Source organism: Streptomyces botrytidirepellens (assembly GCF_003721215.1).
GTDB classification, from domain to species: domain Bacteria; phylum Actinomycetota; class Actinomycetes; order Streptomycetales; family Streptomycetaceae; genus Streptomyces; species Streptomyces himastatinicus.
In genome coordinates this window covers 1-13965 of record NZ_RIBZ01000138.1, presented here as the reverse complement: position 1 = coordinate 13965, position 13965 = coordinate 1, and the positions used below count along the sequence as shown (strand labels likewise).

11 protein-coding genes are annotated in these 13965 nt (G+C 68.4%); 7 read left to right on the top strand and 4 right to left on the bottom strand.

Translation table 11 applies throughout. The features are described from left to right. Positions 1 to 677: 677 nt before the first annotated feature. Positions 678 to 1172 (bottom strand): hypothetical protein, encoded by a 495-nt coding sequence (locus EEJ42_RS10510; RefSeq protein WP_148081914.1) that lies wholly within the window; start codon positions 1170 to 1172, stop codon positions 678 to 680. 611 nt (positions 1173 to 1783) lie between these two features. On the opposite strand from EEJ42_RS10510, the gene EEJ42_RS10505 reads away from it, so the two are divergent. Continuing rightward, positions 1784 to 3157 carry a hypothetical protein gene (locus tag EEJ42_RS10505; protein ID WP_123099691.1) on the top strand — a complete coding sequence of 458 codons (1374 nt, stop codon included), beginning with the start codon at positions 1784 to 1786 and terminating at the stop codon, positions 3155 to 3157. Between the two features lie 759 nt (positions 3158 to 3916). After that, on the top strand, positions 3917 to 4612 hold the full coding sequence (locus EEJ42_RS10500; RefSeq protein ID WP_246096332.1) for a hypothetical protein: 696 nt from the start codon (positions 3917 to 3919) through the stop codon (positions 4610 to 4612). On the opposite strand, the gene EEJ42_RS10495 is transcribed toward EEJ42_RS10500, so the two are convergent. Then, complete coding sequence (locus EEJ42_RS10495; protein WP_123099690.1) at positions 4587 to 5138, bottom strand: hypothetical protein; 552 nt, start codon at positions 5136 to 5138, stop codon at positions 4587 to 4589. The two genes, EEJ42_RS10500 and EEJ42_RS10495, sit on opposite strands and share 26 nt — an antisense overlap. Positions 5139 to 5380: 242 nt before the next feature. On the opposite strand from EEJ42_RS10495, the gene EEJ42_RS10490 reads away from it, so the two are divergent. Further along, positions 5381 to 5707 (top strand): hypothetical protein, encoded by a 327-nt coding sequence (locus EEJ42_RS10490; protein WP_123099689.1) that lies wholly within the window; start codon positions 5381 to 5383, stop codon positions 5705 to 5707. Between the two features lie 852 nt (positions 5708 to 6559). On the opposite strand, the gene EEJ42_RS10480 is transcribed toward EEJ42_RS10490, so the two are convergent. Next, entirely contained in the window at positions 6560 to 6781 is a 222-nt protein-coding gene (locus EEJ42_RS10480) for a hypothetical protein (RefSeq protein WP_246096330.1), read from the bottom strand. A 628-nt stretch (positions 6782 to 7409) separates the two neighbouring features. Here EEJ42_RS10480 and EEJ42_RS10475 point away from each other — a divergent pair. From EEJ42_RS10475 to EEJ42_RS10460, 4 genes are all read left to right on the top strand, one after another. Further along, on the top strand, positions 7410 to 9401 hold the full coding sequence (locus EEJ42_RS10475) for a DnaB-like helicase C-terminal domain-containing protein (RefSeq protein ID WP_184503022.1): 1992 nt from the start codon (positions 7410 to 7412) through the stop codon (positions 9399 to 9401). A gap of 144 nt (positions 9402 to 9545) precedes the next feature. Then, positions 9546 to 10172: a hypothetical protein gene (locus EEJ42_RS10470; RefSeq protein ID WP_123099686.1), complete on the top strand. Its 627-nt coding sequence runs from the start codon at positions 9546 to 9548 to the stop codon at positions 10170 to 10172. 976 nt (positions 10173 to 11148) lie between these two features. Then, a complete protein-coding gene (locus EEJ42_RS10465; protein ID WP_123099685.1) occupies positions 11149 to 11673 on the top strand; it encodes a hypothetical protein in 525 nt (174 codons plus the stop codon). A gap of 389 nt (positions 11674 to 12062) precedes the next feature. Continuing rightward, positions 12063 to 12629 (top strand): hypothetical protein, encoded by a 567-nt coding sequence (locus tag EEJ42_RS10460; protein WP_246096328.1) that lies wholly within the window; start codon positions 12063 to 12065, stop codon positions 12627 to 12629. Between the two features lie 660 nt (positions 12630 to 13289). Here the strand turns inward: EEJ42_RS10460 and EEJ42_RS10455 are convergent. Next, the gene (locus tag EEJ42_RS10455) at positions 13290 to 13877 is read right to left on the bottom strand and encodes a hypothetical protein (protein WP_123099683.1); all 588 of its coding nucleotides are present in this window, start codon (positions 13875 to 13877) and stop codon (positions 13290 to 13292) included. Positions 13878 to 13965: the final 88 nt, after the last annotated feature.

Sequence of the window (13965 nt, the reverse complement as noted above, 5' to 3'; positions counted from 1 at the left end):
GCCGGTCGCCGAGCTGCTGGCCGCCCGGGCCCGCGCCGCCACGCTACGCGGGCCCGCGGTGCACCGTGCTGCCGATCACCGGGAGGAGCCGCAGGTGCGGCGCGCGCGGCCCTGCAGACCTCGCCGTTGCGCCGCTCCCGGCCGTTGCGCTGTCACCTCCGGACGGGCTCGTCGTCAGGGCTGATCACGTCGGCCAGAGTGCGGATCCAGACTCGCTGTCCCTGCGGCGACACCGTCAGTGCCGGAGCCCCTCATGTCGCCGAGTCCGGCGACGTCGGCCTGGACCCGCTCGACTTCGCTCCACCGACTCCGCGCCCGGGAACGACAGGGGCAGTGGCGCTTGTCGCGGGCGTAGGCACAGCGGGCAGTGGCCCTCTCGGCAGCGCGCAGTACCCATGCCAGGGAGACCTGCGGGTCCTCGTGCCGCACTCAGCGGGGCCTTGAACGGCAGTCTGTTTCAGCAGGTCAGCGTTGGCAGCGAGGGGTCTTGTAAAACGCTTCCTCTCCACTGTGGGAACGCCCTGGTCGATGATGCATGCCCCAGGTCAGCAACGGTGCGCCTTCCTGCTCTCGATCGATCGAGGAGGTACATGGCCCGGACGCGACGCCGACGGCTCGACCACGATGCCGCCCACATCGACCATCACAAGAGCATCTGTTCTTCTGCTTCGTACCTGTCAGGGGCGGACTGATCGGCGGAACCATTGACCAGACTGCCGCTGGGACAGCAGGACCACGATGGTGACACCAACCCCGCACAGGATCAGCCCGGCAGGTTGCCCCTGCCCCACGGTGCCGAATCCGACGAAAATCATCAGCGAAGCGATGATGAGCGCCGTGCCCCGGGAGTTGGGCCTCCTCTTGGGGAAGCGCGAAGCGCTGACCAGGCCCATGAACGCCGGGAGAGAGGTTGCGCAGATTGAGCCAGCCGCTTCCGCTCTGCCCGCCGCGATGGCGAGCACCATGGCGAGCAGGCCGAGCCCGCCCATCACGAAGAACAGCACCTGAACGGCCCGGACCGGGCCCGGCATCGACGTCGGCTGAAGGTGGTGCCCGCCCGGAACCGTGGCGCCGTTCGGATACGGCTGCTGGGTCTCATACGAGGCAGGGTCGTACCCAGCGGACCCCCCTTGACCAGCGTTGTTCATTCCTGGCTGTTGTTGGCTGGACATGGTCAGGACCCTATCAGCGCCCCCATTCGTCCGGGAGCTCCACACTTCAGCGGTAGCCGTCATCAACCGTGTCACTCATCGGCCCGGACGCCACGACGCCCCGGTGCCCGAACCATCAGGAGGCCGAGGCGGTTTCGGACCTGCTGGAACTCAACGCTGAGCCCGCCTCTTCCCGGCGAGCAGCAGTCAGCGCCTGGTCGCCCAGCTCATGGCGCAGCCCGCGTCGGCACCCGGATGAGCGACAGCGTCTCCGCTGTGGTAACGCCCTGCTCGATCAAGCATGTCCCAGGTCAGCAACACCGTGTTCTCCTGCCCTCGGTCCGTCGTGGAGGATCGTGTCGAGTCCAGCGGATCCCGCATTCCGTGCACCGTTTCGAACAAGGCCCACTCAGCGATCGGCTCTCCCGCAGCCCTCCACCGGTGCTAAAGTCGCGTCAGATCCGATCCGGGTGGCTGGCAGCACCGGCCGTACCAGTCGTGGCCTTCACCAAGTCGATGTCCCAGACGCACGGCCTTGCCGTGTGTCCCGCTCATCGTGTCCACGGCCCCGGTCGGAACGCGCCCCCGCGGCGCAGACTGTCCCGGGCGCCCCGTCCCTTCTGGAGCCGGACGTGTCTGACCCCTCCGCTGCCGCCGATACACGCGAACTGGCGGTCCTGCGTGACTTCTACTGCGAGCACACCTCCACCAAGAGCCGCGTGCTGGCCCTGGTGGCCCACGCCGACGGCCCGCCCTCGCTCAAGGCAGTGCTGACCTGCCGCGACGTGGAGCACGCCCAACTGGCAGCCGAGATCCTGCGAAGCGTACTTGCCTGCGGCGCACCCCTCGCGCCCGAACTGAAGACCCAGGCCGACACCCTGGCGATGGAGATGCCCGACGCCGTGACCGCCTCGTTCAGAGAGGCAATCGAGGCCGCGCGCACCGGCGGCTGGCTGGTCGAGAAAGAACAGCTGTCGTACTGGCCCGACGAGGAAACCCAGGCCGCCGTCGACAGGTGGCGCACCCGCCTGGAGGACAACAACCTGTCCCGGCTGTCGGCGCCGGTGATCCGGCATGTGTACTTCACCGAGTACCAGGTGACCGACACCGTCGCCTTCTTCAACTCCGCCACGAGCATGGGATGGCAGCCGGCCGGGCCGTTCCCGCTCGACCTCAGCGACCCGCTGCACGCCATGGAGGCAACGATCCATCTGACGGCGCCGTCCCTCGACCTGCCGGGCGCGCAGGTCCTCAGCACAGGCAGCAGCGTCCGGGTCCTCGACCCTGAACAGGGCGATGAACTCGCCGACTGGAGCCCGGAAGGATTCTCGGCCGACTTCGGCCCCGGAGTCCGCTACGAGGAAGACCCCACCGGACCCGGGATGAGCGAGCAGGAGTGGGAACGGATCAACCCGCTCCCGGACTTCGCGACACTCTTCTCCGTCCAGCGTGGAAGCGACGAATGGCAGTTCACCCCCCGCACCGCGTACATCCTCCACACCGCCCTCGGCGTCCTGGGGGACGAGGGACACGAAGCCGCCCGCGCTTTCGCAGACGAGACTCTCACCGAGGAAGACGAGGACCACGCCACCGTCTTCACCGAACTGCCCGAAGCCACCTGGTCGCAGAACTTCGCCTGGCGTCGACAGTTCGCCCGGGCCGCCAATGACCTTGCGCAGGACATCGCCGTCGGCCAACGCCCCGTGCCACGCTGTGTTGCCGAGCGTGTCGCCCTGGACTGCGCACTCGACGAGGCCCGCGAGCAAGCGAAGGCCTTCGCCAGGATCACCCCGAGCTACGACCGGCTACCGCGGCATCGTGACGACGCCTGGGAGCGGGTGGAGGACGCACTCCTGGATTCGGGCGAGCCGAGCGACGACGGTCTGCCTCCCTTCTGGGGCACTGCGCCCGAGCAGTGGTTCGAGCCCTTCCCCGACACCGCACCGCGGGCCGTGGACCGCGGCTACCCGCCCCGCTGGGAAGCGACACCCACCTCAGAAGACTGACCCCTGGTGCCGAGGGGGATCGGTCCGTGCCGGTTCCCCTCGGCGTCCCACCTTGCTTGGCCTTCCCCGGCTGGCCGCGCCGTGCACACCGGTCGGAGAACGGCCGATGTGGCGTCGGCAGTAGCCGATGCCACGGAGGGGGGAGGACGGCCGTCGCCGGGGACGGACTGAGCGCTGGGACGGTCAGATGTGCCAGGAACGGATCCGGTCGGCGGCGCCGAATACGGTGTCTTTGCCCGCCAGGAGGTCCTTGCACAGTTCGACTGTCAGCGGCTGATTGTCATCGTGGTGTCAGTGGAAAGACCGGCATGAGCTGGTAAGGATTGCTGATGCTCTCTGCCGATCACGCGTGTCACTAGTGATGAAAGCCCGGGTCAACATTGCTCAGACCATCACGTCGGCCACGCCGTCGCGCTTGGCCTGCCGCGTCAGTTCGATGCTTCGCCGTCTACACCAGCCCATGGAAGCGGCTGGACTCCTCCTCCTGAGGGGACCGCGCGGCGCGGGGACGGACACTGGTCCCCTCACCAGCCGCATCGCCGAGTTGATCCACAGCGATGACAGTCCGTGTCGCCGGAGAGGTGGTGCGGGTCTAGTGGTGCGCGGAGGAGCCGACGGTCACCACTGGCGGCTGACTTCGTCATCTGCCAGACGTAGTGGGTATCCAGCTGCGACGATGGGCTTCAGAACGGTGTGTGGATGCCCGCCACGAGTCGCCGGCCACAGACGCACGCCCAGCACGAGAGGCACTTGAGCCTGATGTCTAAGAGTGACATCTCATTGGCCACGGCAGTCCACCGGCTCGTCCAATGGGTCGGCGACGGGCGTGCCCTGACCAGTACCGGCAAACTCCGAGTCTCCGACGGCCAGTACCTCGTGAGCCTCCTGGACACCGGCGACCATCCACAGGGTGGCGCTGGCCTGCGCCGGCTCTCCTCAACCGACAACCTGCCCACCCTGCGATACCTGTTGGAACTGACTATCGAGGCAGGACTGTTGCGCATCCAGCGCGGCCGATTGCTGCAGGTCAAGAAACACGCCCAGCAGGCGGCAACGGCGGAAGGCGTCCGACAGCTCCTCGTGGAGAACGTACACCGCACCGCCCCAGAGACGTTGGCCCCTGTCTTCGATCGCCCTGACCTGGGAAACGCTGCTCTCAAGGCCCTCTGGGGCGAGCTGTCGGAGGCCGAGGAGGCACCCCTCGCCATCTCCGAGCTGGCCGAGGTCCTGTGGAACGCGGTCGCAGCCGATCCTGACGTGATCGAACTGTGGCCGGTCGGAAAGCAGGACGAGGCGAAGGCCCACTTCGCCGAGCTGACTGCCTCGGTGCTGCTGGAGTACGCCCAACTGGGGGCTCTGGCCACGAATTCGGAGCTGACCATCGTGCAACTCACGGCCGGTGGAGCGCGCGAGGTTGAACGCCTCGGCGCTACCGGTGTGCCGGTGCCCCGCTGACCGCGGTGCCGACCTTCAGACGCAGCGGACTGCTGCGCACCTGCCGCAGGTGGGCCAGCAGCCGCAGCGCGAGACCAGAGCGCTCTGGACCCGCCGACGCGCGGACGGCGTCCATCGCGATCTGCACGGTGCGCGTGTACAGGCCCATCTGCGGCGGGTGAGGTTCCAGGACGTGGCAGAAGTCGAATCTTCTTCGTACACGCCGCACAGTCCGCGCTCTGCGCCTCCTTGTGAGCCTGCGACATCCTTTTCGGGCCCAACACCCGCACTGGACCTCGGGACCCTTCTGGACTGTGACCACGTCGCGCACTGCCTGGTCGTAACGGTCCTGGAAGGGCTGGAGGCGGGCGCGCAGCTCCAGGCCGAACCGCGTCTCCGCCTCTTGGATCTGCGCCCTCACACGCTGTACCTGCGGGTCGGCCAGGACGATCGAGATGGCTTTCTCAGCCCAGAACGCGTCCATCTCCCAGCGGTGCCACCGCACGGCCGCCTGCACCCGCTGCTCCTCACCATTGTCACCGGTCATCACGCTGCCGCTTCCTCCGCCTCGCGGTCCACCAGAAGCTGTGAACGAACCTCGCATGGCTACGGCCACATCGGCTGGACCTCGATATCAGACCCGAAGGCCTCGATGATGCGCGCTCGACGCGCCTGGCACGCACACGGGATGCGGAGAACTGCTAGAACCCACCCAGGAACGCCTTCCGGGGCTCGGCGGTGGACCAAGTGGTAGTAGAAGCCTCGGCCCTCGCGGCAGGAGCAGGCGCCATGCGGGTTAACAAGCTCATCCCGCGCAGCGTCGTACGACGCCAGAAACCGGCCCTGCTCGTACGGGGGCTCTCCCGCGTGGACACCTTTGAGGCACTCTTCGTGATCAGCACAGCCGCAGCCGCCGCATCGTTGACACATCACGTCGGCCAACAACGGGAGGTGCACGGTGGTCTCGCGCTCGACACGCTCGCCGCTCACCCCCCATCCCTCGCAGGCCGGACAGGCGGCGCGGCCAGCGACGTCGGGCCGCGGGAACTCAACGTGGAGGAAATCGCGCAGATCGGGCATCGTCACGTGTCCAGCGTAGGGATTGTCACCCCGTGAAGTGGTTCGTTCGCAGACACTCAGAGCGAGAAATAGCGCACGGTCGGAACACTGCCTCTTCACCTGCTGTCTGCGCCGCCGGGTTGCTCCTGGGCGAACTCCGGCCCGACCCGGCTGGCTCACTCGGGCGCGTTTGCGGTGGCTTCTCCGTGGTGAGCGGAGTGCTGACTCTTGGGTGGACCTCGACGCTCTGGTCGCCGATCGACGCGCTGCCGGTCAGGGCGCAGACCAGGGCCTCGGGTGCAGTGGCCTGGCCGAGGTAACGGTCGCGGACGCGGCGCAGCAGGGCGGCCTCGACACGCACCCAGCGGTCGCGCGGCCGCAAGGGCGTATCCAGGGGGTGGGCGACATTCGGTGGTCAGGCCCCCGCCGTCACAGCGGAGTCTTCGGCCCCGCGCCCGAAGATGGGACCGAACGGTGTCGTGAGACAGCCGGAGGCCGCGGAGCCCGGGCGTGGTTCGGCCGGAGACGGAGGACCTGGCCGGCCAGTGCCCAAGGCTCAGGTGTTCCGGACGATGGTCCGCGGCTCGGCTCGGGAGAGTCAGGATCGGCAGGCCCGTGAACAGGGCACCACATGTGCGGCGTGTGCGGTGGCCTACGTCAATGCCTGATCCGCACATCGCTCAGCAGCGCTCCATCCGGCCCCCGGACGAGGCGCTGCTGCTCGAGAAGCTGGTGCCGGGCAGGGGCAGGCGATGATGGGACCTGTCCGCCCCGCAGCGGCGAGGACCAACAACTGGACCGCTGACCGGGGCACGACGGCTGTGCCCAGGTGCCTGTTCTGCCGCCCCAGCCACCGTCCGAGGCGTCACCGGCCATCAGCACGGGCGATGTCGGGCAGGCTGCCNGGCGTCACCGGCCATCAGCACGGGCGATGTCGGGCAGGCTGCCATCCGTCGTCATCCACTCCACCGTCCGCGGGTCGACCGAGGTGGCCCACCCGTCGCAGTGCGGGTGCGTCCTGTACTCGAAGTAGGGGAAGCCGTCGTGCCGGGGCCGGACGCCGGAAGACTGCTGCTGCCGTCGCTCGTGACGTACCGCGCCGCGCACCCGTCCGGGATCGTCGCAGGACACCTCGGTGTCGGACGGCCTGGACTGTCGGTGCGCACCGGTGCCTCCGGCTCCTGCTTGCTGGCCACGCTGTCCATCATGGCCCGGCCCACTCAGCGGGGCGCCGCTCCCGTGCCGACGCTTTTCCTTACGTTTCTACCTTACGTTCTTCGCCTTGCTTCGAGGCGTGTTAATGGCTATATAGCGAAGTAACGAGCATGAGTGAAGGTTAGTTGTGTGGGTGTATTGCCTTACGTTCTATGCTAGATTTATCTTACGTTATCAAGGTGGAGGAAAGGTCATGTCTGCGCGGTCCACAGTGCGTCGCAAGGTCGCGGAAGTGTCGGTTGAGGAGGCGCGCGACACATGGTTCGAGCTCGTCAAGGAGGCCGGGGAAGGGGGGAGTCGAACACTGATCGTCAACAGGAAGGACGGTCAAACGGCACTGCTCGGGCCGATCGGTGAACTCGCGGCGCCATGCCCGGCCACGACCGTAACCGCAGCCCGGCCCGAGATCATGACGCTGATGGAGGCTGCGACGACCAGCGGCCCGCAGGTCCTGACTCGCTCTGGGAAGCCGGCCGCTGTCCTGATCGCCGCGGACCGCGACGGTCGGCCTCGGCCCGCCGGGGCGCGTCCTCCGACAACACGGATGGTCTCGCTCGGTGATGTCCTCGCCGAGCCCCCGTCGCCGTTCCTCTCCTTCGGACTCAAGCAACTGGACGAGATGGCGGCGGGCCTTCTGGCTCCCCGTCTGACGGTCATCGCCGGCGCTCCCGACGCAGGGGGTGGTCTCCTGGCCGCCACCCTGGCCCGGCGAGCTGCACTACAGGACGGGCAGAAGGTTCTATACGGGGTGTCCGGGCTCACGTCCAAGGACGTCGCCGAACGCATGGTCGCGGCCGAGGCGGGCGTCAACTATCCCCAACTGCGCTCCGGTTCACTTCCCCGCGAGCAGCAAGCCCGGGAGAGGGAGGCCCGTGAGCGGCTGTCGTCATCGCTGCTGTGGTTCGACGACGGCGCCGGAGACCCGCTGACCGTCGACATGATCGCCGAGACCGCCCGCTACGCCGACGGCCTGGCCCTGATCGTCGTGGACCGCTTCCAGCACCGGGCGCAGGCAGGCGTGCCACTGTCCGGACGCGCCCTGGCTGCGGCCGCCGAACGGCTGGCACAGCTGGCCGCAGACCTGACGGTGCCGGTGGTGACGGTCCTGGACACCGACGACACCCAGACCGCCGTTTCACTGCATCCCCATCTGACCCTCACACTCACCAGGAGCGGCACACAGGCCCACGTCGTAGTGAAGGAAGCCGATGCCGGGGAGGTGGCCACCGTGCCCCTGCTCGCCGATCTGCCCCGCCTCCGCTTCACCGACCAGCCCGAAGACGCGCACACAGCGGCCCCGGAGCAGGCGCGCGCCACTCCACCTGCAGGGGAGCGCGGCCGTTCCACCTCACGTGCATCTGGGCAACCGGTTCCCCCAGCGGCCGAAACAGAAACAGCCACCGTCCAGGCCACCGAAGCCGCTGCCGCCCCCCGGCCGCCGGTGCCCGCGTTGCCGGGGGAGAGCGGCGAGAGCCAGGTGCAGAGGCTGGCGCGCCGCGCCAGCGAGCAGGTCAAGGACGAGGACCACGAGGTGCTGGACCTGCTCACCGCCAAGATCGAGGACCACCTGCGGGAAGCGCAGGGCGACCTCGACACGGCAGCTGCCCGTATGGTGGGCAAGGCCATCGAGGACGTCATGGACCTCTTCCAACGCTCCCGTGTCTACGCGCGCCGCGAGCACTCCGCGAAGCCACCGTCGTATGACTTCCTGAAGAAGAAGACCAAGCGCGGCACCGACCAGGTATGGGAAGGGCGCCAGACCTGGGTAAACACGGGGCTGCTCGAAGACATCAAAGCAGGCAGCCCGGCCAGCGTTGATGCCACCGTGCTCGACGTGCCCGGTGCCTACCTGAACTCGCTCAACGTCTGGCTGCCGCAGGGGCAGCTGCGCCACAAGCAGCACAACCCCGATGACCTGAGGGACGGCTTCCCCGGTCCCCGTCACGCCAGCGGCATCTTCCTGGCCGAGCCGCCCGCATGGGAGCACCCGCACCTGCCCAACCCCCTCGGCGGGCGCCGCGAGCCGGGCCCGCTGCTGCTGGACACCGCCACCGTCAAGCTCCTGGTCGCCTGCCACGAAAAGCACGGCCTGTGCGGGCCCCCGCGCATCTTCGAGTCCTGGACCAGCAGCGGGTCCGAGACGTTCCTGCTGAAGCTGCGCCGCGTCCTGGACGCCGTACGCCTGGCAGCCATCGAGGAGGACGTGGTCTTCGTCCAGAAATACGTCAAGACGATGTACTCCAGGTTCGCGTCCACCATGGGCGAGTCCATCACCAACCTGAAGATCAAGCGGCCCGAGTGGATGCACTCCGTGCGGTCGCAGGCTTTCGCGAACCTGTGGCTGCGCGCCTACAAGCTGTATGACGAGGCAGGGCTGACGATCGTGAAGGCCCTGGGAACCGACGAGATCCACATCACCGGCGACACCGACTGGCGCACCGTCTACGAAGAGGGCCAGCGGCTGTCCCAGATGAAGACCAAGCCCGGCTACACCATCACCAGCCGCAACGTGCACCGCCACTTCCCCAAGGACTAACGCCATGGTCACCGAGCCGCGACCACTCCACACCCCCGAGCCCGCCTACGCCTGCACCGTGCAGATGGCGGCAGCCGGACACCCGCAGGCATCGACCGCCCGCGCATTTCCAGCGCCCGCACGCGAGGACCGGAGGTCCGCTGAATGACCACCACCTCCGAATGGGGCCTGTGGGGCAAGTACGGTGCCGACACATCCTCCCGGAACAAGCACGGGGGCAAGGCACTCCAAGAGGCCCTGGAAGAAGCCGTGCGCGAGCAGGTGATCAACGGCGGCCTCGTGCTGCCGGTCACCACCCCTCGCGGTCTTGCCGCCCGCCTGAACTACCTCCACAGCACCGCCGGACTGAAGGCGATGCGAGAGGCGGGCATCAGCCAGACCGACGGCACCATCCGCCGCTGGCACACCGGCCAGCAGCGCCCCCGCGCCGACACTATGGAAGCGATCGACGACGCCTACTGGCTGCTGCGTGACCGCAACGTCCGCCGCAACCTCAGCTGGCTGCGCCGCCGCGGCGAGCACGGCATCGTCCTGGAGATCTACCCCGTCGACCAGGACTCCGTCGATCCTAAGCGGCGCCGCGCGATCGCGGACATCGACGCCACCCGCTCCAAGCGGATCAGCCCCGCACTCTGGCAGGCTGCCATCGACGCCTTCGAAGCCGATAACGAGGCAGAGTTCGAGACCGTGTGGGAGCAGGTCATCGCCGACCTCGACTCCGACTGGCGCGCCTACATCTACGTCTCCCACGTCGGACTCATCGGCGCCTGACCGGTGAGGGGGGGCACCCGCGGGCATCCCCTCACCGGCGGCAGCCGAGGTCACCACCTGCGCGCAAATCCACCCGCTCGCCCAGGGTCTGCCCGGCTCCTGCCCAAGCTCCCCTTGAAAAGACCCGTGCCCATTGCGAGGCCACCGGAGGGGGTGGCTCCGCGATGCCGGACCATTATGCGAGACGGTTCAACCCATTCGGCACGCAGTACGGGGGCGTGCCGGGCGCCTCGGCGGACAGAACAGCAGCACGAGGAAGGAACCGCCGAGCTGACCCAGCCAGCACCAATCGAAGCGGGGTACGCCGTGTCCGAGCGCACTGAGCCAGCGACCGTCCTCGGGGTCGGCACCGCCGTGCGCAGCCCTGTACGTCCTCGCCGATGGCATGCGTCTGATCAATCCAGCCGTTGCCAAGCTGGGCGAGTGGGAGACGGTGGCCCAGTTGACGGCCAGATGCAGGGTCGAGATGCCTGTGGCGTGAATGTCGTGGGGCCGGGCCGGATCAGCTCGCGCGGATGCTAGCGGCCCGGCCGATGCCAGGGGGCGGCCAAGCACGGGAGCGCGCTGGTTACCGCCGCAGGGGTGGCGTGGTCGGCCAGCCACCAGCAGGAAGCGACGTGGACGCGATGCTTGACGAAGGCTGCCCCAGGCCCGCTCCTCCCGCCGTTTGATCAACTCGCGGTGCTCTTCCTCGGCCCAGGAACAGACGCCACCCGCGCGGCCAAGGGGAGCTGACCCCGGCCGAGCTGATGACCGGTGTCGCCAACGCCCTGCCGTACGGATTCGGCACTGACCTGAGCGAGCGGCAGCACCTGGGCGACGACATCCTGCGGGCCGACGGATAGCCCCGCCGCGGCTCCACACTGCATAAGCAGCACCGCCCGCTATGGCCTCCCGCACAGCGAAAGCGTCGGCCTGTCGTGCACGAGCCCTGAACCCGGCATTGCATCCGGCCGGAGACAGCTAGGTTGTCCCTATGGTCGTCCCTTCCTCCCGTAGATCCTCCTTCCGAACCGCCGAGTACTGGGCGGCCATCGAGGCCATTGCAGACGACCTGATCAACGAGACCATGCCCTCCAGGGACGCGCGCGGCACCCTCCAGAGGCTGTCGAACCGCGGGTTCGGCCCTGCGAGCCTCTTCGACCTGTGCACCCTGCTGGCCCTGGCCGCACCCCGACCACCGGCGGAGCCCACCGGCCCTGGTGACCGCGCTCCGGCGATGGAGCCACCCGCCGAGGAGTCGCCAGCCGCACTGGCAGCCGCCCCGGTCGCGGAGCTCAAGAGAGGCCCGGTGACCGTGGCCGCGCACCCGACTGCCCACCAGCTCCAGCACCTGCGAGAGCTGGAAGCAAGCGTGGCCGAAGCCCTGTTGATCAGCCCGGAACACCCCAGAGTGCGCGACGCTGTACGCCGCGCACTCATGGCCAGAGGCAGCACCGTTCATGACGCAACCGTGGTCTACGGGATCGTGTGTGAGCTGTTCACTCGGGACGCTCTCTGAAACTCGCGCACGAGAATCCAACAACCTCCCCGTCGGCCGCGGCTTACACTTCCCGACTGCCGCCAGCCGGCCATAGACAGACCTCTGGCAGGCTGTCGCCCCTGCCGCACGGGTGAGCGAGGTGCATGTTTCGTCCCGCGAGACGGGACGCGCAGTCAGATTTTCGGCATTCGGAGGTTCCCTTGGCGGGACACGGCCGGGCCAGGTCCGTCCGCTCGGCCTGACGGCCCCTAGCGTCCACCTCCTAAGGAGCTCGCCGTCACCGCCAGGAGAAGCAGATGGGCCGCAGGAAGCCGACTCGTACTCGCCGCCCCCGCCAGGATGGGGCCACCACGGGGGCACGCGAACGCACGCCCGGAGACCTGTTCCCGCCTGGGACCAGCATTCAGATGCTCGCCGACTCGACCGCGCGGGCCCACACCGCGGCCATGTCCGAGGGCATGGCCCACCGGCCCTCCCTCACAGCTCTGCGGGCTGGCCGCGTCGTCGCCGTGGCCCACACCCGCCCGCTCTACACGGGAGAAGACGCCGAGAAGGGCATAGCGGATCTGTCCCTGCTGGCCAGCGCCGCAGCTGCCGATTGCATCGTGCTCAGCTGGGAAACCTGCGATGTCAAGATCGCCTGCAACATACCCCTCGACGTACCCGCCGAGGCCCTGAACATCCTCATCGCGGGCGAAGACGGCGAGTACATGCACGTCGAGTTCCCCTACACCTCGCACCCCGTCGCCGCCCGCAACCGCACCGGCCTCCAAGGCTTCCGACCGCAGTGGCGCACCCCCATCCAGAGCACGAACAATCCGCTCCTCAGGCCCATTCAGCGGGCCGTGGAACAGTCCTTCACCCAACGAGCCGCCATCGCCCCCTCCGGGCTGGAAGCGACCATAGTGTGGATGGAGGCCCACGGTTACACCGTTAACCTGATCGACTCCCGACCTCCCGCCGAAACTGAGTGAAGTCGACCCCATCCCGCGCCAGAACCGATTCCAGGCGCTTCGGCGCCTCCAGCGCACTGGCACCTCGGGTGGTGCTGTCGCTGGATAGGGCGAACGAGCTGCGGCGTCGCGTGGAACATGGCGCCGCTTGGCTGTGTGACCACCGAGCGATGGGTTCTACGCGACGAGAGCGGGCTCCCCGAGGCGGGTGGCTGCCGTACGCCAGGCTCGGTCACCGCGCGGTGGCCCTTGCCGACCGTCCGGGCACGGTCACCGGTGAGCTCCAGGCGCGCTCCCACGTGGACGTGAAAGCCGGGGCGGCGCAACGCTGAGGTGGCCAGCGCGGCGATCAACTTCGCCAGACTGGCCCTGTCCTTTCCCACCGGAACAACGGCGCCGCTGCGTTCGGCCAGCCGGGACAGGCCGCTACCAAAGAGACCGGGGGGCCGACTCGGCGTCGCCCTGCGGTGGGGCAGGCCACCCTCGGCGTAGATGAGGACCGACCGGCCCTGCTCCAGAGCTTGTTGCGGCGGAATCGAGAGCGTCGGCTTCCCCGAACACGTTCGCTGGCGCCGCAGCCTTGGTCGGTGAAACTGTCTTCTCGTTGGGCCGGGCGGATCAGATCCGGCTCGGTGACGATCCGTAGTGCCTGGGAGTGGGCAGCGGGAACGCCGACTGCGGCTATGCAGCCTTGGGCTCGGCCGGGCCACCGTTACTGGCTCCGGGCGGCCCGGCCTCGATGATCTTCTTGCGGTAGGCGGGGTCGGTGCCCCACACGGTGCGCGACTTGTTCTGGTGGTAGCCGTTGGTGCATTCGCCGAGCCACATGCGGCCGATCCGTTCGATGCCGCGTGCCCAGGAGTCATGCCACAGGTAGGGGCCGGCAGCCGCGTCTTCCTCGTTGCCGTAGGTCGACTCCCAGCCGGTCCACAGCGCGGTCAGCTCGGCTACCACGGCGCCGTGCTCCCACCAGCAGGCATGAGGGAGCTGTTCGGTGGTCAGCTCGTATGTGTCGGCCATACGGATCACCCACGCGGTGAACTCGCCCCACAGCTCAGCGCGTTCCTCCTCGGTGACCTGGTGCCATGCGACGGGCGCGCCGCGGACGCGCTTGGTGTCGCTGCTGCCGTCCTCGCCGGACGCGCCCTGTTTCGACGCACCGCGCCCGGCCCCGCCGTCTTCCAGTCGGGCCAGGCGCGCGGCGAATCCGGTGAGTTCGCCGTTGATGGACTCCAGCGCGTCGAAGAGCGGGCCAAGCGGATCAGGCACGGGGCACCGCCTTCCGCGACTGGCGGCTTCGCGCGGCACGTACGGCCGCAGAAGGGGCCTTGGGGGCGCCCACCGGCCACGCGGAGCG